Genomic DNA, 19621 nt, shown 5'->3' on the forward strand with positions numbered 1-19621 from the left:
CGCCGAGCGCTTTGTCGCCCCGGCCTATAGCCTTGGGGAACGGAAGGGGGCAAGGCGAGCGGGCCTCGCTTCCTTGAAATTTTCAGGCAAGCGAAAGGGCGTGGCGCATGCGGGCGGGATCATCGGTGGCAGATCCGCTATTCCACAATTGCTCGGCCGAAAACCGACTGCCTTCGTGAAGCGCGCGATCGACCTCGAAGGCGAGACTGAGCGTTGCTTGGCTGTCGGCAAGTTCGCGCGAGGTGATCACGCCATAAAGGGCGGGCCCTCCGTCAGCTCGACCTGCGACAGGCATCAATATTCCGCGATAGAGGGTCGATCCGCCGCGTCCGTTGGATAGCTCGGCTTCGAACCCGACGGGAGCGCCGCTCTCCGCGATCATCGGATAATATGCGGTCAGGCGAGCCAGTAGCGGGCCGCCCGCCGGCGAGCCCAAGGTGGCGCGCAACCGGTGGCCGACGTGGCGGACCATGGGCACATCATCGGAGGCATTGAAATCGAGGAGCAGGTCGAAGGCGGTAAATTCGCCCGTGCCCGCCTGAACAAGATCGTCCATCGTCGGGTAGCTGCAGCCCTGATGCGCCGTCATCCAGCGGCGGTGAGCGCGCAAGTGCAGGCGCCGTTCGTCCATGCCGGCGCCGAGCAGCGATTCGATTCCCGATCCGCCCTCCGTTTCATCCACCGGAAGCCATTCTTCCTCGAAGGTCAGCATCGCGTCCATTCACCCACCCATTCTTTCTTTCCGAACCAATGCCTTCCGGGTGGTTTAGAAAGCGTAACCATACGCAAATCTTCAGGCACCGCTTGTCATCCCTCACGCCCGCTGATAGAGCGCCGCTTCCGCAAGCCGGAAATGCCGCTTTAGCTCAGCTGGTAGAGCACATCATTCGTAATGATGGGGTCAGGTGTTCGAGTCACCTAAGCGGCACCATTCTTGCCATTCGCACGCTTGAAATCGATCCGGCTCACGCGCTTTCTTTAATCACTGAAATCCGGGACGGGGTGAGCCGCTGCGGTCAGGCCTGATGATTTTCAGGTTCCAAGTTGAGCGCGCTGAAGAAAATGGACAGGCCGAAGAAATATAGACCGACGGCGAGTGGAAGGTCGGTTGCGATATCGAGGGCGAACTGAACGACGTTGAAATAAGCCAGTGGCTCTTCTATTCCCACGAACAGCATCCCGTCCTCGACCGACCAGCCCGGCCACTGGCCCGTCGCGAACCATTCGACAATCTCGATAATCAAAATGAGATGCGCGATGGCCGCAAGCGAAATGCCCGCCCAGACGAGAATATTGGTGACCCGATCGATGAAAGGGGTGGGCGGCGGCATGTCACGCCTCTAGCGGTCAATCGCCTCGCAGGGCAAGGATGGGTCGTTCCCCGGGACCGGCGGAGCTCAACTTTCAGACGCGCGTTTCATTCGGATCAACGCGGCTTTCGTCCCGTCACGGAACTCCCAAAACCTAACTCACGTTATGTTGTGGTTCGCGAAAGCGGGCTTCACATCGGAGATTATATTGCGCATTGCTCAGATCGCGCCGCTCGCCGAAGCGGTGCCTCCGCGGCTCTATGGCGGAACGGAACGTGTCGTCTGGTGGCTGACCGAAGCTCTGGTCGACTTGGGCCATGACGTTACCTTATTCGCCAGTGGAGATTCCGCGACATCGGCCAAGCTGATCCCGGGCAGCGAAACCGGGCTGAGGCTTGCGGGGATCAATGATCATACCGCGCACACGCTTGTCATGCTCGATCAGGTCCGCCGCATGGCCGATCAGTTCGATGTCATTCATTTTCACGTCGATCTTCTGCCCCATGCCATGTTCCAGGATTATGCGGGCAAATGCCTGACGACGCTCCATGGGCGGCAGGACATGCCCGATTTCTGGCCCGTGCTCGACGCTTTTCCCAACATGTCGCTGGTATCGATTTCCGATTACCAGCGGCGGCCGATGCCGCCCGCAAACTTCATTGGGACCGTTTATCACGGCCTTCCGGATGAACTCATTCCTTTCTCGACCAGGGGCGAGGGCTATCTCGCCTTCATCGGGCGCATGTCGCCTGAAAAGCGGCCCGATCGGGCGATCGCAATTGCCACGGCCGCAGGAATCCCGATCAAGATGGCCGCCAAGGTCGACAAGGCGGACGAGGCCTATTTCCAGAGCGAAATTGCGCCTTTGCTCGACAACCCGCTCGTCGATTATATCGGCGAGATCGGGGATGCCGATAAGGCGAAGTTCCTCGGGGACGCCATGGCATTGTTGTTTCCCATCGATTGGCCCGAACCGTTCGGCTTGGTGATGATCGAGGCGATGGCCGCCGGAACGCCGGTAATTGCGTGGGGCAACGGCTCGGTACCGGAAGTGATCGATGAGGGCGAAAGCGGCTTCATCGTCCACAGTCTTGATGAGGCGGTGATGGCGGTCAATCGGGCGCGCATCCTGCCGCGCGAACGGGTTCGCGCCCGGTTCGACGCACGCTTCACCGCGCGTCGCATGGCATCCGATTATGTTGCGCTCTACGAACAGCTCGCCAGCACTGTCCCGCGCGTTGTGATGCCGGCGGTGGCCGAAATGAACAGGCTGGAGTTGCTGCCTTATGGCTGATGAAGGGCGCGCCCGCGCTTATCCCGCGCAGGCTGTCGAGGTGCAGCCCGAGGAATATTATATCGAGGCCGAGCAGTCGCTCGTCGAGCGGCCGCTCCGCACGTTGAAGCGCGACAATCTGTTCGGCGTCTTTGATATTGATGGCGATTTCGGTGCGGGAAAGGGTCCGGAGGGCCTTTATTTCCGCGATACGCGCTTTCTGTCGCGCTTCGACCTCACGTTGAATGGCGACCGGCCCCTGCTCCTCGATTCCGTGGTCCTGGAGGATAATGCGGCCCTGCTCGTCGATCTCACCAACAACGATATTCACGATGCCGATGGCCGGGTGCGCGTAACGCGCGGCACGATATTCGCCAATCGCTGGAAGTTCCTGATCGGACAGCATTGCTACGAGCGAATCGGCCTTCGCAATTTCGGAACTGTAAGCGAGACGGCGCGGATCGATCTGGCCTTCGGGGCCGATTTCGTCGACCTGTTCGAAGTTCGCGGCGAAAAGCGGAAGTTGCGCGGAGTCGGCAGGGCTGAAATTATCTCGCCGTCGGAGTTATTGTTCACCTATCGCGGCCTGGACGACATCGTCCGCTATACTACAATTGCCTTCGATCCTCCGCCACACCGTCTCAGCGAAAACGGCGCGGGTTGGGACTTGGAGCTGGAGCCGGACGGGCGGGTGGGCATCACGATCACAATCACCTGCGCAATCGAAGGTGAGGCGGTGGCGCCGCCGCTTCCTTTCCTCAACGCTTATCGCGACCTGCGCCGGCTGATTCCAAGCGAGCGCAAGCTGCTTGGCGGCATGTCGAGTTCCAATCCGCTCTTCGATGAAGTGCTTCGTCGTGCGGCTTACGATCTCGACATGCTGATCACCGCGACGCCGCACGGCCCTTATCCTTATGCGGGCGTGCCTTGGTACAGCACTGTCTTCGGCCGCGACGGCATTTTGTCTGCTCTCTTCATCGTGTCTCAGGCGCCGGAAGTGGCACAGGGTGTTCTGCGCACCCTCGCCGCCAGTCAGGCGACACAAGTGGATGAACGAGCCGACGCGCAACCCGGCAAGATCCTCCACGAATCCCGCGCGGGCGAAATGGCGGAATTGGGAGAGGTGCCGTTCCGCCGCTATTACGGAACCGTCGATGCGACGCCGCTCTTCATCATGCTTGCCGATGCCTATTTCGCGCGCACTGGCGACACCGCGACGATCCGCGAAATCTGGCCCAATATCGAAGCGGCGATGCATTGGATCGACGTCTACGGCGACGCGGACGGAGACGGGTTCGTCGAATATTGCCGGATGACCGATCAGGGCCTGTCCAACCAAGGTTGGAAGGACAGCCACGACGCCATCTTCCATGCCGACGGCACGCTTGCCGAAGGGCCGATCGCCTTATGCGAAGTACAGGCCTATGTTTTCGCTGCCAAGCGCGGCGCGGCGAACCTGGCGCGCGCGCTCGGCAGTGAAGAGCAGGCGTTGCGCTGGGAAGAGGAGGCGGATCGCATCCGTCTGCTTTTCGAAGAGAAATTCTGGCTCGAGGATTTACAGATTTACGCGCTGGCACTGGATGGCAAGAAGCAGCCGTGCCGCGTGAGGACATCCAATGCGGGCCATGCCCTTTTTACCGGCATCGCGTCGCCCGAACGGGCGGCGGCGATGGCCGAACAGTTCGTGGACCGCACTTTCTTCAGCGGCTGGGGCGTGCGCACGGTCGCGACCGGCGAAGCGCGTTACAATCCGATGTCTTACCATAATGGATCGGTGTGGCCGCACGACAATGCCGTGATTGCTCTTGGGCTTGCCCGTTACGGTTACCGGAAGGAGGCGGCGAAGATTTTTGAAGGCCTGTTCGCAGCGGCAACCTTCGATGAACTTCGACGGCTTCCCGAATTATTTTGCGGATTTCGCAGGCGCCCCCGGCGCGGGCCTACCGCTTATCCGGTCGCTTGTGCGCCACAGGCTTGGGCGGCGGCCGCGCCATTTGCCCTGCTGGTCGCCTGCCTCGGGCTGGAGATCGACGAAGCGGAAGAATGCGTGCGCTTAAACGCTCCCATTTTGCCGCGATTCATCGATACGCTCCATGTGCCTGAACTGCGCGTCGGCAAGAGCAGACTTGCCCTCCGCTTCAACCGGCACGACACCGACGTTACTGTTGCCGTCCCCGATCGCAGTGGCCCGGCAACCGTAATGATCGTGAAGTAGGCGGCTCTCAGGCCGCCGAATCTTCGCTATTCTGCACGTCGCTGAAATAGGGTTCGACCGTGCCCTTCAGCTTGATCGTCACGGGATGGCCATGGCGGTCGACGGCCTTGCCGGCGGCAACCTTGATCCAGCCCTCGCTCACCGAATATTCTTCGACATTCGTCTTTTCGACGCCGTTGAAGCGGATGCCGACGCCGCGCTGGAGAAGCTCCAGGTTGAAGTGCGGGCTGCGCGGATTGAGCGACAGATGATCGGGTGGCGTATCGGACATGAAAACCTCTTGATGCTGATCGGGCGGGCGCCCGGATCAAGCGGCCCTACATTCCTTTGGCGCCATGCTCAATTGATCAGACGATAGACTATCGTCTGATCAATAGGAGCCGGTCCGAATTACCACATTTATGACCTCACGGCCCTTCGCCCCCGTCAACCGGTCCTATCACGCCTTGTTGGCGGCGATATAAGCGTCGACCAGCTCCGTCAGGATGTCGAGCGGCAGGGCGCCGTTACCGATCACCACATCGTGGAAAGCGCGGATGTCGAACTTGGGGCCAAGCTCCTTCTTTGCCTTCTCGCGCAGTTCGAGGATTTTGAGATGGCCGACCTTATAGCTGGTCGCCTGGCCCGGCCAGACGAGGAAGCGTTCGACCTCCTTCACCACATCCCGGTCGGAAAGGAGCGAATTGGCCTTGAAATAGTCGATCGCCTGTTCGCGCGTCCATTGCTTGCTATGCATGCCGCTGTCGGTGACGAGGCGGATGGCGCGCCAGAGTTCGGTCGAGAGACGGCCGAAATCGGAATAGGGATCCTGATAAAAGCCCATGTCCTTGCCGAGACCCTCGGCATATAGCCCCCAGCCTTCATTATAGGCGCCGTAGCCGCCAAAGAGACGGAATTTGGGCACGCCTGGAAGCTCCTGCGCCAGCGCGATCTGGAAATGGTGGCCGGGCGCGCCTTCGTGGTAACTGATCGCTTCGATCTGGGGCTTCAGTACCTGCGTCATGTCGCTCAGGTTGACGTAATAGATGCCCGGGCGCGATCCATCCGGAGTGGGTGGATTATAAAAGGCGATCGGCGCGGTCGCTTGACGCCATTCCTCGACCGCGCGGACTTCGAGCGGTGCCTTGGGAAGGCGGTTGAACCATTTGGGGGCGGCCGCCATCACCTGATCGACGAAGGCGCCGGCATCTTTCAGATAGTGTTCGCGGCCAGCGGCATCGTTCGAATATTGATATTTCGGATTGGTCTTAAGCTCCCGGAAAAACTGCTGCAGTGTTCCGGTGAAGCCCACCTGCTTCATGATGGCCCGCATCTCGCCATGGATGCGGTCAACTTCGGCAAGGCCGATGCGATGCACTTCATCGCCCGTAATCGCCGTTGTATTCATCTGTTCGAGTGACGCGCTATAGAAGTCCTGGCCGTTCGGAAGCGCCCAGGCCCCGTTGTTCGTCGTTGCCTTGGGCTCTACTTCATCGAGTGCGGCCAGGATCGTGTCATAACCGCGCTTGAACGGGCCGGTGAGCGCAGCTGATGCGTCCGCGACGAGCTTCTTCTTTACATCCGCAGGCGCGTCCAGAGCCTCCACCTTCTTCCGGAAATCGGCAAGGATCGTGCTGTCCTTGCCGTCAGCAAAGGGCGCGCCGGAGATGACGTTCCGGGCGTCGGCCTTCACCGGTTCGAATACGAATTTGGGCGGTATGATCCCGGCTACGACCTGGGCCTTCAAACGGGCGGTCACTTCGTTCATCACACGCTCGGTTTCGCGAATGCGGGCGATATAGGCCTCCGCATCGGCCACGGTGGCGATGCGGTGATTGTTGGCAAGGAAAGCGGGAATCGAGCCGACAATACTGAAATTGTTCGTCACGACATAGCGATGGCCGCGCCATTGCTGCGCTTTGCGGCCCTGGTCGACATTATATTCAAAGAGGCGATAGTTGAGCTTTCCGGCCGGGCTGAGCTTTGCCGGATCGAAGTCCGCCTTCATTTTTGCAAGGCGAGCTTCGGCAAGCGCTTGGGCCTCGACGCTAGCCGCATCGGTATAGCGGTCGAGTTTGTCGTAATTCGTCTTGCGGCCGAGCGCGGTTTGAAATTCGGGGCTCAGTGCCAATTGTTCTTCAAAGGCCTCGTCCAGAAAAGTGACGAGGCGCTGGTCTTCGGTCTGGGCGGCGGGGGTGGAAGCGTGTGGCGCAGCCTGATGTGCGAGCGCCGCAACCGGCAAGGCGCAGCTGGCCATCAAAAGCGCGATCGAAACACGAATTTTCATATGGGCCCCTCCATTTTCTTCCCTGAAGGGTCCACGTTGTAGCGCGTCTTCGCGGCTCGTCTAGCGCTTGGAATAAGCGGCGTTGCATGGATCCCATGAAGGTTCCGGGCCGAAGCGGGCGGCGAGAAATTCGATCAGGGCCCGCACCCGCGCGGTTGTGGCGCGCCCCGGCGGCATAACGACATGGAGACCGATATCCGGCTGCGGGTAATCGGCGAGCAAAGGTTCAAGCTTGCCCTCGCGAATCGCGGAAGAGGCGATGAAGGTCGGCAGGATGCAAATGCCAAGCCCGGCACAGGCGGCCTCGCGGAGGATATCGCCATTGTCGGCGCGTAGACGCGGATTACCGCGTATCTGCTCCCACTCGCCATCCACCTTGAAGCGCCACTGTTCGCTGCTGCCGATATTGGCGTAGACGAGGAGGTCGTGGCCGTTGAGGTCGCGGGGATGCTCCGGCCTTCCCCGCGTTTCGAGATAATCCGGGCTGGCGAGAAGGACCGAACGGACGGTCGTCAGGCGCCGGGCAATCAGCGCGGAATCAGCCAGATTGCCGATGCGGATGGCAAGGTCGAAGCCACCGCTCGCAAGATCGACCTTCTTGTCCTCCAGCGACACGTCGAGATCGATGCGCGGATGGGCTGCGGCGAAATCGGCGAGCGCGGAGCCCAGATAGTCGATGCCGAAGGAAATTGGCGCGCTGATCCGGATCGGTCCGGCGATTTGAGTAACCGCGTCTGCAACCACTTCTTCAGCCGCTTCCAGCTCGGCAAGGATATTGGATGCGCGGGCGAAATAGGCCTCGCCGATATCGGTGGCAAACGCACCTTGCGCGGTGCGGGTGAGGAGGCGCGCGCCGAGCTGTTCTTCCAACCGCTGAACGCGACGGCTGAGGATCGATTTCGACATCCCCATCCGCTCTGCGGCACGGGCAAACGCGCCCGTTTCAACGACGCGGACGAAGGCGAGGACATCCATCAGATCGACATTCGGGCGTTTCATGTTTCACAACACCATGATGCGGGTTCGCTGTCTACTCGCAACACTGCTACGCTCCTATCTCCCCTCCGACAAGTTTTGTGAGGGAGTAATCCGATGTCCAACATATTAATCATCAACAGCAGCGCGCATGGGTCGGAATCCGTGTCATCACGCCTGACCGGAGAATTTGCCGCGCGGGTCCAGGCTGCCAACCCTGGCACGACAATTACGATCCGCGATGTGGGCCGCGATCCGCTGCCGCACCTTGTTGCCGAAACGGTGGCCGGTATCCGCAACGAGGTGGCGGAAACGGAGGCGGAGCGGCAAACGCGTGCGATATCCGATGCGCTGATCGAAGAAATGCGGACCGCGGATCTGATCGTCATCGGCGCGCCGATGTACAATTTCGGCATCTCGTCGACCTTAAAGGCGTGGTTCGATTATGTGGTGCGCGCCCGGGTGACGTTCCGCTATACCGAAAATGGCCCGGAAGGTCTGATGACCGGCAAGCGCGTTATCGTTATCGAAAGCCGGGCGGGCGTCTATAGCGACGAGGCTTCGTCCGCCATGGACTTCCAAGAACCGCACCTGAAAGGGATGCTTGGGTTCATGGGTATGACGGATGTCGATTTCGTCCGGGCCGAGGGCCTTGCTTTTGGGGAGGACGTAGCGGAGGCAGCGATCCGTAGCGCGAACGAGACATTGGCTCGGCTTGCGGCGCGGGAGCTGGCATTGGCGGCTTGAATCCTGCTGATTCGGCGAAACCGGAGACTTTGGAACGAAGAAGCGCCTTTCCGTCACGACATTCCGGCTTTCGCCGTGACGACGGCGGGCGAGGAGATATGACATGATCGACATCCGTCCTTTCAACACGCTCGGCCACGCCAATCATGGCTGGCTCAATGCTCGCCATCATTTCTCCTTCTCAAATTATCACGATCCCGCCCGTATGGGCTGGGGCGCGATCCGGGTGTGGAATGATGACGAAATCGCGGCGCGCTCGGGCTTTCCGCCCCATCCGCATAGGGACATGGAGATCATCACCTATGTCCGCACCGGCGCCATCACCCACCAGGATTCGATGGGCAACAAGGGGCGGACCGGCGCGGGCGATGTGCAGGTGATGTCGGCAGGCACCGGCGTCCAGCATGCCGAATATAATCTGGAGGACGAGACGACGACGCTCTTCCAGATCTGGGTGCTGACCGACAGGCCGGGCGCCGAGCCGAGCTGGGGCGCAAAGCAATTCCCGAAAGGTGATCGCGCAGGCGCCTTCACCACGCTCGCCAGCGGTTTTGCCGAGGACGAAGAGGCGCTCAAGATCAACGCCGCCGCCCGCGTCATGGGCGCGACGCTGAACGCGGGCGAAAGCGCGACGCTTGGCCTCGATCCCGCGCGGCACACTTATCTTGTCGCGGTAAACGGCGCGATCGAAGTGAATGACGTCCGCGCCGAAGCGCGCGACGGTGTCGCGATCACCGGCGAAACCGGAATCGAAATCCGCGCGCTCGACGACACCGAGGTCGTGGTGGTCGACGCGCGTTAATCAGAAGGATGAAGGTGGGCGCTTATCCCAGGCGCCGACCTTCATCCTTACCGCATTGGCAAGCGGCGCCACCTGTGGAAGCGCAAGGCAATTGGTGCTGCCATGCGCCATCGCCGCCATACCTTGCCGATTTTTGACTATATATTCCGCGGAAAAGAGCGTGGTGCTATAATCGCGCGCATAGGTGCCGAAAGACGATTTCGCTTCATTCTTCGCGGTTTGATCGATCTGCCCCGCGTCGTAAAGGGCGTAAACCAGTGCCTTGATGGCGGCACGATCTCCACCGTCGCCTTGCGGAACCGAGAACCCGGCATCGGGAGGCGACCATTCGCGGTCCCGGTTGGACGGCGGTGCGAACCAGCGGCTTTTGGATTCGCCCAAATTGTAGGCGCTGTATATCAACGCGGAACAGAAGATGTTTCTGAACGCAACCGGGTGAGCGAGATAGCCGTCAGCCCGGTCGGGCCAGCCATTCACGTCCTCCGGCGCTTCCAACGGTCCTGCGGCCGAAGCGCCGGCGCTCTTTTCTATAAAGGGCGCCATGGTGGGGAGCGACGCACATTGAAGCATCGGTTCAGCCATCAAGTCTTCGGTCAGCCCCTCTTCAATCAAGGGGCGCACGGCATTTTCGGCAGCCCGGAAACTTGCGCGATAGCTTTCTATATCCGCTGCGCTCTTGAGCCCCAATTGCTTCAGCCCGGCGTCGAAAGTGCCCGCGACAGCCTTGCGGTAAGCTTCTCGAACAGATGCTTCACCGGGTTCCAGTTTTGCCTGGTAGCGATGCAGAGTGTCCGCAGCGCCTGCCACGGGCGCAACGCCGGGGTCGGGCATCAATCCAAACCGCTCCGTGCCCGTGGTATAGGCTATCGCTGCGCAGGTGAGATGGCGATAAGCGTTTGGTTGATAAAGATAGCCCAAAAGGGGGGCGGGTAGCCGGCCGCGCTTGATGCTCGCTGATGTCGGGATTTCCATTCCCGGCACCGTTTTTTTAAGCCGCGCCTCTAGGCGCGTTTTTAGGGGCGCAATCTCGGAAAGGTCGAAACAGCGCGACCTGTCGATCTTCATCGCTTGAAGGCCCACTCCGCCTCTGACTTGCTTGAGAGCGAGAAGGGACATCTTTTCCTGAGCGAATTCGAATTCCTTCTGGTCGAAAGACTTTGGTCCCTTGGCCGTTTTCGAGAGAGCGTGATGCATCCCGTAATCCGGCAGCGATCGGGCAGGGCCATCCGCCTGCTTGAGGAGATCTTTGCTGACGCGAGCATAAGTATCGCGCTCTTCAGCGTCGGCAGGCGATATGCGGGGTTTCAACGGACCCAGGGGAATGAGCGTGCCGCCGTTGATTTCATGGGCAAAATAAAGGCGGACTGTCGCATCAAGATAAGCCGCGCAGCGGAGCAATTGCCCGACCTTCGGATCGTTCAGATAATAATCACGGCTGTAATGCGCGTTGGGGTTCGTTTCGATTTCCCCATGGTAACGACGTCCGTTATCCCGGCTGCTTGCTACAGTCTGTTGCACCGGCGCCGACAGGCATGCCGCGAGCATTAAGGCATATACCGCGCGTGTCGAAATCTTCATCTTAGCCCCCCGGCTCATGGTTGCTGACTGGTAACGCATGACTATGGTGAAGCCAACAGACGATGTGAACCGGACCCGGCCGGTTCAGAGCAGTGGAACGGTTCATCGATTAGCCATAACGTTCTGCCGCAGCTCTTGTCTCGCGAGGCTAAGTCGTTGTGAAGGGTTAATGAAACTCAGCCGATCATGGGCGCGTTGGTTTTCCAGCATGTCCACAAGTTTAAAGGGATCGGTTATGCGTAAGCTTTCACTCGCAATCGCCGCAGCGTCGATGACGTTGCCGATGGCTCTCCCCGTCGCGCCGGCTATGGCTCATGACGGTTATTATAAGGGCAAGACCTGGAAAGACAGCCGCGGCCGCTGGCGCTGCAAGCGTTCGAACGGCACGACCGGCATGTTGATCGGCGGTGCCGCAGGGGCTCTTGCCGGCCGCGCGATCGATACGCGTGGCGAACGCGCCACGGGTACCATTCTCGGCGCCGCCGCCGGTGCGCTTCTCGGTCGCGAAGTCGAGCGTGGCCGTTCGCGCTGCCGCTAACATCCTTATATGCAAACATAAGGGCCGGATTGCCAAGCAGGGCAGTCCGGCCCTTATCTTGTCTGGCGTAATCTGGCGCCTGACGCTACAGCGCAAGGCCTGATGTTTCATTATCTTCTCGTTATGACGGGCGGCGCGATCGGGGCGGGCTTCCGCTATCATCTCGGCCGTGTTGCGTTCCATCACATGGGCCCCGATTTCCCATGGGGGACGTGGATCGCGAACCTGCTCGGCGGCCTGCTTATGGGCGTGCTTGCGGGCGTGCTGCTGAAGGAAGGCACGACCGGCGAACCGCTTCGCCTGTTCCTCGGCACCGGGGTGCTCGGTGGCTTCACGACCTTCTCGGCCTTCAGTCTTGAAAGCACCAACATGCTTCAGCGCGGCGACTACGGCCTTGCGGGCGCCTATATGATTTCATCGGTGGCGGGATCTATCCTGATGCTGCTGGCCGGATTGTGGCTGGTGAGGGTGAGCGCATGAGCGAGAGCGATCAGGTTCGCCAGTTCACGGTTTCGGCCGACGATGACGGAATTCGCCTCGACCGCTGGTTCAAGCGGAATTTGGCGGACGCGAGCTTCAACCTCGTATCGCGTTGGGCGCGGACGGGACAGCTTCGGGTCGACGGCAAGCGCGCCGCGCCGGGCGACCGGATCGAGGCGGGGCAGATCATCCGCGTGCCCCCGGCAGAGGCTCCCGCGCCCGATAGCCGCCCGAAACGGCCGCAGCAGAAGAAGCTCAGCGAAGACGAAATCGCTTATGTGAAGGAGATGGCGATCCATCGCGATCCCCAGGCGATCGTCATCAACAAGCCGCCCGGCCTCGCGACGCAGGGCGGCACGAAGACCAACGTCCATCTCGATGGCCTGCTGCATGGTCTTGTCGAAGAGGATGAGGCGCGGCCGAAGCTCGTCCACCGGCTCGACAAGGATACGTCGGGTGTGCTGCTCGTCGCGCGCACACCGCGTGCCGCCGCTTTCTTTTCCAAGGCCTTTTCCGGCCGGACGGCGCGCAAAATCTATTGGGCGCTGGTCGTCGGCGTCCCGGAAATCCGCGACGGCTATATCGACCTTCCCATCGCCAAGCAGCCTGGCACCGGTGGCGAGAAGATGCATGTCGACGAGGAAGAGGGCCTGCCGTCCCGCACCCGGTATCGCGTGATCGAACGGGCGGGCAATCGCGCGGCCTGGGTGGAGCTTCAGCCGCACACCGGCCGGACGCACCAGCTTCGCGTGCATATGGCGGCGATCGGCCATCCGATCGTCGGCGACGGCAAATATGGCGGACAGGACGCCTTCCTCACGGGCGCGATCAGTCGCAAGCTCCACCTCCACGCGCGGCGTCTGCGCATCGATCATCCCGACGGCGGGCGGATCGACGTGACGGCGGAACTGCCGGACCATTTCGACGAGAGCTTGCAGGCTTTGGGTTTCGACATTGCGGACGGCGATCTTCCCATCGACGAAATACCCTATGGCCAGACGCCGGAAGGCCGCGAGAAGAAGGCGCGCGCCGAAGCCAAGGCGCGCCGCAAATCGCGCAAGGGAGAGAGGCGCGGCCGGGGGCGGAGCTGATGCACAGCAATCGTCATTTTCGATGGGAGGATAAGGCCGAGATAATGGCCTTCGTCCAAGGCGTGTCGTTCGCCCATTTATTCGTGCAGGGAGACGATGGGCCTCTCGTCGCCCATGTACCGGTGGTCGTAACCGGCGAAGGGCATCTGCGCTTTCACCTCGCCCTCTCTAACCCAGTCGCAAAGCAGATTGAGGGGCGCGTTGCGCTGGCGAGCATCGCGGGGGCTGAGGCTTATATCAGCCCGGATTGGTATGGTGCGGACGATCAGGTGCCGACATGGAATTATGTGACGGCTGAGATTACGGGGCCTGTCACTCGCCTGTCCGATACGGATCTTGCCGCGCAGATCGATGATTTGTCCGCGGAACATGAAAATCGCCTGCTGCCGAAGAAGCCGTGGACCAGCGGCAAGATGTCGCCGGGTCTGTTCGATGGCCTCCTGAAGTCCATCCTTGGCTTCGAGTTGAAGGCGGAGAGCGTGGTCGGAACGCGCAAGCTTGGGCAGAATAAACCGGCGGAACAGATTGCCGGCGCGGTCGCGGGATTGCGTGCTGCCGGAAACCCGGCCGTTGCAGACTTGATGGCGGGCAGGGTTGAATAAACTCGCCATTTTCGACTGCGACGGCACTTTGGTGGACAGCCAGCTCAACATCTGCCTGGCGATGGAGGAATGTTTCGCCGCAGCGAAGCTTGAGCCGCCTTGCCGCGAGAAGACGCGCCGGATCGTGGGATTGAGCCTCATTGAGGCGATGCAGGTCATGCTTCCGGAGGCGGAGAGCGATTTCCACATCGCGCTTGCGGAAGACTATAAGCGCGCCTTCCAGAAGATGCGCGCGCAGGGGCGTGTCGTCGAGCCGCTCTATGACGGGATTGCCGAACTGATCGCCGAGCTGGACGAGGCTGGCTGGCTGCTTGGCGTCGCGACCGGCAAGTCGGATCGTGGCCTTCGCCTTTGTCTTGAGCATCACGGCATCCATGCGCGTTTCGTCACGCTGCAGACGGCCGACCGCCATCCGTCCAAGCCGCACCCTTCCATGATCGAGACGGCGCTGGCCGAGGCCGGTGCGGCATCGGAAACCGCGATGATGATCGGCGACACGAGCTATGACATGGCAATGGCGCGGGCCGCGTCCGTGACCGGCGTCGGCGTGGCCTGGGGTTATCATGACCGCGAAACGTTGAAAGAGGCGGGCGCGGACCACATTGTCGGGAACCCGGCGGCCATCGCCGCCATCGCCAGGAGCTTTTGATGACCGAACCTGTACCGACCAGCCAAGCGACCTGGCGCAACCGTTTCATCGCGCTTAATCTGACGCGGATCGGCGGGACGGCGCTCACCATCTTCGGCATCATCGTCTGGCAGGGCAATGTTTTGCGTGAGGGTGGCTGGACGGAAGTCGGCTTCCCAATGGCGCTCATCGGCCTCGCGATCAGCTTCCTCGCCCCGCGCTGGCTGGCGCGGCGGTGGCGGACGGGCGGCTGATGAAGCGTTTCTATAAGGATGTCGCCGTTCGTGCGGGCGCGGAGGGGCATGAGATAGTGCTCGACGGCCGCCCGGTACGGACGCCCGCGCGCGAGCCTTTGCTGTTGCCGACGCTCGCTTTGGCGGAGGCCGTGGCGGCGGAATGGGAGGGGCAGGGCGATCAGGTCGACCCGCGCACCATGCCGCTTACCGGCTTGGCCAATGCCGCGATCGACCGGGTGGCGAAGGACCGGGCGGCCTTCGCGGCGGGCCTCGCCCGCTACGGCGAGGGTGATCTTCTCTGCTATCGCGCGGAAGGGCCGGACAGCCTGATCGCGCGGCAGGACGCGGCCTGGACGCCGCTCCTCGATTGGGCGCGGCGCCGCTTCGACGTCGATTTCACCCTAATCTGCGGGATCATGCACAATGCGCAGCCGGATGGCACGGTCGAGCGGCTGAGCGCGGCCGTGGACAGTCGTAACCCCTTCGAACTTGCGGGGCTTTCACCGCTCGTCACGATCAGCGGATCGCTGGTCATCGCATTGGCCTTGGCCGAAGGGGCAGCCGATCTCGACACTGCATGGGCGGCGGCCAGCCTCGACGAAGCCTGGCAGGCCGAGCAATGGGGCGAGGATGCCGAAGCCAGGGCCGCCCTCGACGCGCGCCGCCACGATTTCGAAGCGGCGCACCGATTTCTGACTTTGCTTTAAAGCGAACTGCTGGTCGCTGCCCTCTTCGGCAAGAACCAGCGGGCGAGGATCAGGCCCGCAACCGCCAGCATGAGTGCGTCGGCGATGAACAAATAGATGGCGTTGGTCCAATCCGAGTGGAAGTAAAGCGGCGGGCCGAGATGGAGCAGGGCCGACGCTGCAACCGCGAAAATCGCTGCCAATCGGACGCGGGAGCCGAAGTCCGTCACCCGGTCCGCAATCCCAAGTAGGGCCGCGCCGATCAGCAGCGCCGTGACGAAGTTGAGGACGAACCCGCCGACGAGCGCGCCCGCGTCCACCGCCGCAAAGCCGCCGCGATTATAGTGGATCGTGGCGATTGGCCCCTGCCCATACATCACCGTCTGTTCGGACGAAGCTTCGGGCTCCGGCACATAATAAGTGCCGGTCTTGGGGAGGTTGGCGGCCAGGCTCTGCTGGACGGACGCCGCCTCCATGTTGCCGAGCGTCGCATAGCTCAGCTTGTTGAGCGGCGTCGCGAAGAAGATGAAGCCGATGATGAACATCGCGATCGCGGCGACGACCGAACCCAGGATGACACGTCCCATTTCGTTTCCCCTTGTTTCGCACGGGGAACGCACGGAATTGGAAATCGCCGCAATCGCTAGATCAGTTCCGTTCGCCCTGAGCTTGTCGAAGGGCTGTCCTTCGCCTCCACCGATGCAGAAGGAAAGGCAGGGCTTCGACAGGCTCAGCCCGAACGGTTCTTCCTCCTCGGCGGGAGTCAGCCGATCAGGCCGCGCACGAAATCGGTGAGGCCGGTGCGCCGGGTTGCCTTGAGGCGCTCTGCCTTCAAAATGTTGTCGACGAGCTCGCGGCATTTTTCGACATCGTTGTTGATCAGCACATAATCATATTCGGCCCAGTGGCTGATCTCGGCAGCGGCCCGGGCCATGCGGCCCTGGATCACGTCGTCGCTGTCGGTGCCGCGTGAGCGCAGGCGGCGTTCCAATTCCTCCATCGATGGCGGGAGAATGAAGACGCGGACGATGTCGGGATCGACCTGCTTCAATTGCTGCGTACCCTGCCAGTCGATGTCGAGGAGGACGTCGCGGCCTGCGGCCAACGTCTTGCGAACTTCCGCGTTTAACGTGCCGTAGCGGCGCCCGAAGACGTGGGCCCATTCGAGAAATTCGCCCGCTTCGACCATGCGGTCGAATTCTTCATCGCTGACGAAGAAATAATCCTTGCCGTGAACTTCGCCGGGGCGCGGAGGCCGCGTGGTGGCCGAGACCGAAATGTCGATCTTGTCGTCCTGTGTAAGGAGCATCCGCGCGATCGTGGATTTCCCCGCGCCGCTGGGGCTCGACAGAACGAACAGCAATCCCCGGCGCTTGAGCGGAAACGGTAGAGGCATAGCCGCTAGTGGCGCGGTGGGCGATGGTCGTCAAGGTGCGGATTGGATGCCCTCTCGCGTCATGCTGAACTTGTTTCAGCATCCATCTGTCCGCATCCCGATTGTCATCGACATGGATCCTGAAACAAGTTCAGGATGACGATGAACGGGCTTAGCGCCCGACCATATCTTCCGGCCGCACGACCCGGTCGAATGTCGCTTCGTCCACCAGCCCGAGGGCCAGGCCCGCTTCCTTCAGGGTCAGGCCGTTCTGGTGAGCATGCTTGGCGATCTTCGCGGCGTTGTCATAGCCGATTTCGGGGGCGAGTGCGGTCACCAGCATCAGCGAGCGGTCGACCAATTCGGCGATCCGTTCGCGGTTCGGCTCCATGCCCTCGACGCAGCGTTCGCGAAAGCTGTCCATCGCGGTCGAGAGGAGGTCGATCGAGCGCAGGACATTGGCGCCGATGAGCGGCTTGAAGACGTTGAGCTCCAAATGACCCTGCAGGCCGCCCACGGTGATGGCCATGTGATTGCCGATCACTTGAGCGGCGACCATCGTCAGCATTTCGCACTGGGTCGGGTTGACCTTGCCCGGCATGATCGAACTGCCCGGCTCGTTTTCAGGCAGGCTGAGTTCGCCAAGGCCGGAGCGCGGGCCGGAGCCCAGGAGCCGGATGTCGTTGGCGATCTTGGTGAGCGCGACGGCGAGGGTGTTGAGGGTGCCGGACAGATGAACGATGGGATCGTTCGACGCGAGCGCTTCGAACTTGTTCTCGGCGGTGAAGAAGGGGAGGCCGGTGAGCGCCGCTATCTCCTTCGCGATGTCCGCGCCGAAATCGTGCGGCGCGTTGAGGCCGGTGCCGACCGCCGTGCCGCCCTGAGCAAGCTGACACATGCCATGCATCACGGCGGGCTCGATCCTTTTTGCGCAGCGATAGAGCTGGTTCGCATAGCCGGAAAATTCCTGGCCGAGCGTGAGTGGCGTAGCGTCCTGCAAATGGGTGCGGCCGATCTTGACGATATCGTCCCACGCTTCGGCCTTTGCCTGCAGGGCAGCACGAAGGCCTTCAAGTGCAGGCATGAGTCGCCGCGTGGCCGTTCGGGCGGCGGCGATGTGTAGGGCGGTGGGGAAGCTGTCGTTGGACGATTGGCCGCGATTGACGTCGTCATTGGGATGGACGGGGCTCTTACCGCCGCGCGTGCCGGTGAGGATTTCGTTGGCGCGGCCCGCAATCACCTCATTGACGTTCATGTTGGATTGGGTGCCCGAGCCCGTCTGCCAGGTGACGAGCGGGAATTGATCGCCATGATCGCCCGCGATGATCTCCGCCGCAGCCTGCTCCATCGCTTCGGCTTTCTGCGGATCGAGGCCGTGGGCGCGGTTCACGCGTGCGGCGGCCTGCTTCACGATGGCGAGGGCATGAACGATCTCGATCGGCATCCGTTCGCGATCGCCAAAGGGGAAGTTCTCGATGGAGCGCTGGGTCTGCGCACCCCAATAGGCTGTGGCGGGGACTTCGATGGGGCCGAAGCTGTCGGTTTCGGTGCGGGTGTCGCTGCTCATTCAACCTCCGTCGTCCCGGCGAAAGCCGGGATCTCAGCCCGAAAAATTCGCCTTTATCGTCACGAGATTCCGGCTTTCGCAGGAATGGCGCATGAGGTGACGGCCTGTTGGGGCCGTCACTTCTTCCGGCTGAAATCCACGGACACGACGTTCGATCCATCCTCGATCGGTTCGGCGATCGGATGGTCGTTTTCGGCCTCGTCATGCGGGGAGGGGCCTTCTTCCTCGACTTCGGCATGAAATTGCAGCGCGAAATCGACCGCCGGATCGACGAAGGAGGTGATGGCGGAGAATGGAATATGCAGCTTCGCGGGCACCTGATTGAAGCTGAGGCCAATCTCGAAATAATCCTTCGCGACCTTCAGATCCCAGAAGCGGTTCTGGATGACGATGGTCATCTCGTCCGGAAAACGCTCGATCAGGTGCTGCGGGATGTCGACCCCGGCGCCGCGCGTCTTGAAGGTGATGTAGAAATGGTGGCCGCCCGGCAGGTTGCCGGTCTTCTGTATCTCGCCCAGCACCCGGCCGACGACGGCGCGCAGCGCGTCCTGCACGATCTCGTCATAGGGAATCAGGCTGTCGGGCGTTTCGTCACTCATGCTTTGACTCGTAGCGCGGCCCGCTTCACGGTCAAGCGCGATGCGGCCCTTCCTTGCCACCGGCCGCCGAACGGAGACGATGATGCCGATCGATGCGACTTTGCCTTATGACGACACCAACATCTTCGCCCGCATCCTGCGCGGTGAGCTGCCGTGCAATAAGGTTTATGAGGACGATCACGTTCTTGCCTTCCACGATATCAATCCGGCTGCGCCGACACATATTCTGGTGATCCCCAAGGGGGCTTACGTCTCCTGGGACGATTTTTCCGCCAATGGATCCGAAGCCGAAATTGCTGCCTTCGTGCGGGCCGTTGGGAAGATCGCGCGTGACGAGGGGTTGGTCGATCACGGCTATCGCGTGCTCGCCAACACAGGCGGGAACGCCGGGCAGGAAGTGCCGCATCTCCATGTCCACATCTTCGGCGGACAGCCTCTCGGGCCGATGCTTAGTCGTTAAACAGCCCCTATTCTCCCACCCCCGCTAGGGCTGAGCTTGTTGAGCCGAAGGCGGCCGAAGGCCAACCCCGTGTAAGCTGGAACCGTCCTTCGACAAGCTCAGGACTAGCGGGGGTGGAATCAGGGCAGGGGGCGAGAATGACGCCAATTCGTCATAAACTGTTGCGTAGCGGCGATTAGCGGCTAGGCTCCGG

Annotated in this window: 22 protein-coding genes and 1 tRNA gene; 13 read left to right on the forward strand and 10 right to left on the reverse strand. The window is 61.5% G+C overall.

Annotated elements, in window-relative coordinates; all coding sequences use genetic code 11:
• Positions 1-82: 82 nt before the first annotated feature.
• Positions 83-721 carry a PAS domain-containing protein gene (locus tag C7I56_RS00185; protein WP_106638557.1) on the reverse strand — a complete coding sequence of 213 codons (639 nt, stop codon included), beginning with the start codon at positions 719-721 and terminating at the stop codon, positions 83-85.
• 134 nt (positions 722-855) lie between these two features.
• Here C7I56_RS00185 and C7I56_RS00190 point away from each other — a divergent pair.
• Positions 856-931: transfer RNA gene (locus C7I56_RS00190), tRNA-Thr, on the forward strand.
• An 85-nt stretch (positions 932-1016) separates the two neighbouring features.
• Here C7I56_RS00190 and C7I56_RS00195 read toward each other — a convergent pair.
• On the reverse strand, positions 1017-1331 hold the full coding sequence (locus tag C7I56_RS00195) for a hypothetical protein (RefSeq protein WP_106638558.1): 315 nt from the start codon (positions 1329-1331) through the stop codon (positions 1017-1019).
• Between the two features lie 187 nt (positions 1332-1518).
• On the opposite strand from C7I56_RS00195, the gene C7I56_RS00200 reads away from it, so the two are divergent.
• The gene (locus C7I56_RS00200) at positions 1519-2604 is read left to right on the forward strand and encodes a glycosyltransferase family 4 protein (RefSeq protein ID WP_106639545.1); all 1086 of its coding nucleotides are present in this window, start codon (positions 1519-1521) and stop codon (positions 2602-2604) included.
• The gene (locus tag C7I56_RS00205; protein ID WP_106638559.1) at positions 2597-4798 is read left to right on the forward strand and encodes an amylo-alpha-1,6-glucosidase; all 2202 of its coding nucleotides are present in this window, start codon (positions 2597-2599) and stop codon (positions 4796-4798) included. The genes C7I56_RS00200 and C7I56_RS00205 overlap by 8 nt, the downstream gene beginning before the upstream one ends.
• Before the next feature lie 7 nt (positions 4799-4805).
• Here C7I56_RS00205 and C7I56_RS00210 read toward each other — a convergent pair whose 3' ends face one another.
• The 3 genes from C7I56_RS00210 to C7I56_RS00220 form a co-directional block, all read right to left on the reverse strand.
• Positions 4806-5069, reverse strand: coding sequence for a DUF3297 family protein (locus C7I56_RS00210; RefSeq protein ID WP_106638560.1), 264 nt, complete (start codon positions 5067-5069; stop codon positions 4806-4808).
• A 168-nt stretch (positions 5070-5237) separates the two neighbouring features.
• Positions 5238-7064: a DUF885 domain-containing protein gene (locus C7I56_RS00215; RefSeq protein ID WP_106638561.1), complete on the reverse strand. Its 1827-nt coding sequence runs from the start codon at positions 7062-7064 to the stop codon at positions 5238-5240.
• A 60-nt stretch (positions 7065-7124) separates the two neighbouring features.
• Positions 7125-8063 (reverse strand): LysR family transcriptional regulator, encoded by a 939-nt coding sequence (locus tag C7I56_RS00220; protein ID WP_106638562.1) that lies wholly within the window; start codon positions 8061-8063, stop codon positions 7125-7127.
• Between the two features lie 93 nt (positions 8064-8156).
• Here C7I56_RS00220 and C7I56_RS00225 point away from each other — a divergent pair, with 93 nt between their 5' ends.
• Entirely contained in the window at positions 8157-8786 is a 630-nt protein-coding gene (locus C7I56_RS00225; RefSeq protein ID WP_106638563.1) for an FMN-dependent NADH-azoreductase, read from the forward strand.
• Between the two features lie 103 nt (positions 8787-8889).
• Positions 8890-9588 (forward strand): pirin family protein, encoded by a 699-nt coding sequence (locus C7I56_RS00230; protein ID WP_106638564.1) that lies wholly within the window; start codon positions 8890-8892, stop codon positions 9586-9588.
• Here C7I56_RS00230 and C7I56_RS00235 read toward each other — a convergent pair whose 3' ends face one another.
• Entirely contained in the window at positions 9589-11166 is a 1578-nt protein-coding gene (locus C7I56_RS00235) for a hypothetical protein (protein WP_158702925.1), read from the reverse strand. It lies immediately after the preceding gene.
• A 235-nt stretch (positions 11167-11401) separates the two neighbouring features.
• Here C7I56_RS00235 and C7I56_RS00240 point away from each other — a divergent pair, with 235 nt between their 5' ends.
• The 7 genes from C7I56_RS00240 to C7I56_RS00270 all read left to right on the forward strand — a co-directional run bounded on the left by C7I56_RS00240 (position 11402) and on the right by C7I56_RS00270 (position 15448).
• On the forward strand, positions 11402-11704 hold the full coding sequence (locus C7I56_RS00240; protein ID WP_106638566.1) for a glycine zipper 2TM domain-containing protein: 303 nt from the start codon (positions 11402-11404) through the stop codon (positions 11702-11704).
• 102 nt (positions 11705-11806) lie between these two features.
• Entirely contained in the window at positions 11807-12184 is a 378-nt protein-coding gene (gene crcB, locus C7I56_RS00245) for a fluoride efflux transporter CrcB (protein ID WP_106638567.1), read from the forward strand.
• Positions 12181-13275 (forward strand): RluA family pseudouridine synthase, encoded by a 1095-nt coding sequence (locus tag C7I56_RS00250; protein WP_106638568.1) that lies wholly within the window; start codon positions 12181-12183, stop codon positions 13273-13275. Before crcB ends, C7I56_RS00250 begins: the two co-directional genes overlap by 4 nt.
• Positions 13275-13877, forward strand: coding sequence for an FMN-binding negative transcriptional regulator (locus tag C7I56_RS00255; protein ID WP_106638569.1), 603 nt, complete (start codon positions 13275-13277; stop codon positions 13875-13877). Before C7I56_RS00250 ends, C7I56_RS00255 begins: the two co-directional genes overlap by 1 nt.
• Positions 13870-14526, forward strand: a complete 657-nt coding sequence (locus C7I56_RS00260) for an HAD-IA family hydrolase (RefSeq protein WP_106638570.1) — start codon at positions 13870-13872, stop codon at positions 14524-14526. Before C7I56_RS00255 ends, C7I56_RS00260 begins: the two co-directional genes overlap by 8 nt.
• Complete coding sequence (locus C7I56_RS00265; protein WP_106638571.1) at positions 14526-14759, forward strand: hypothetical protein; 234 nt, start codon at positions 14526-14528, stop codon at positions 14757-14759. The genes C7I56_RS00260 and C7I56_RS00265 overlap by 1 nt, the downstream gene beginning before the upstream one ends.
• Positions 14759-15448: an ATP12 family chaperone protein gene (locus C7I56_RS00270; protein ID WP_106639546.1), complete on the forward strand. Its 690-nt coding sequence runs from the start codon at positions 14759-14761 to the stop codon at positions 15446-15448. The genes C7I56_RS00265 and C7I56_RS00270 overlap by 1 nt, the downstream gene beginning before the upstream one ends.
• Here C7I56_RS00270 and C7I56_RS00275 read toward each other — a convergent pair.
• From C7I56_RS00275 to C7I56_RS00290, 4 genes are all read right to left on the reverse strand, one after another.
• Positions 15445-16014: a hypothetical protein gene (locus C7I56_RS00275; RefSeq protein WP_106638572.1), complete on the reverse strand. Its 570-nt coding sequence runs from the start codon at positions 16012-16014 to the stop codon at positions 15445-15447. The two genes, C7I56_RS00270 and C7I56_RS00275, sit on opposite strands and share 4 nt — an antisense overlap.
• A gap of 176 nt (positions 16015-16190) precedes the next feature.
• The gene (gmk, locus tag C7I56_RS00280; RefSeq protein ID WP_106638573.1) at positions 16191-16823 is read right to left on the reverse strand and encodes a guanylate kinase; all 633 of its coding nucleotides are present in this window, start codon (positions 16821-16823) and stop codon (positions 16191-16193) included.
• Positions 16824-16974: 151 nt separating this feature from the next.
• Positions 16975-18369: a class II fumarate hydratase gene (fumC, locus tag C7I56_RS00285; protein ID WP_106638574.1), complete on the reverse strand. Its 1395-nt coding sequence runs from the start codon at positions 18367-18369 to the stop codon at positions 16975-16977.
• A gap of 116 nt (positions 18370-18485) precedes the next feature.
• Positions 18486-18968 (reverse strand): SspB family protein, encoded by a 483-nt coding sequence (locus tag C7I56_RS00290; protein WP_106638575.1) that lies wholly within the window; start codon positions 18966-18968, stop codon positions 18486-18488.
• 82 nt (positions 18969-19050) lie between these two features.
• Between C7I56_RS00290 and C7I56_RS00295 the strand changes: the two genes are divergently transcribed.
• Entirely contained in the window at positions 19051-19428 is a 378-nt protein-coding gene (locus tag C7I56_RS00295; RefSeq protein WP_106639547.1) for a histidine triad nucleotide-binding protein, read from the forward strand.
• Positions 19429-19621 lie beyond the last annotated feature (193 nt).

It is taken from the genome of Allosphingosinicella vermicomposti (assembly GCF_003012815.1).
GTDB classification, from domain to species: Bacteria; Pseudomonadota; Alphaproteobacteria; order Sphingomonadales; family Sphingomonadaceae; genus Allosphingosinicella; species Allosphingosinicella vermicomposti.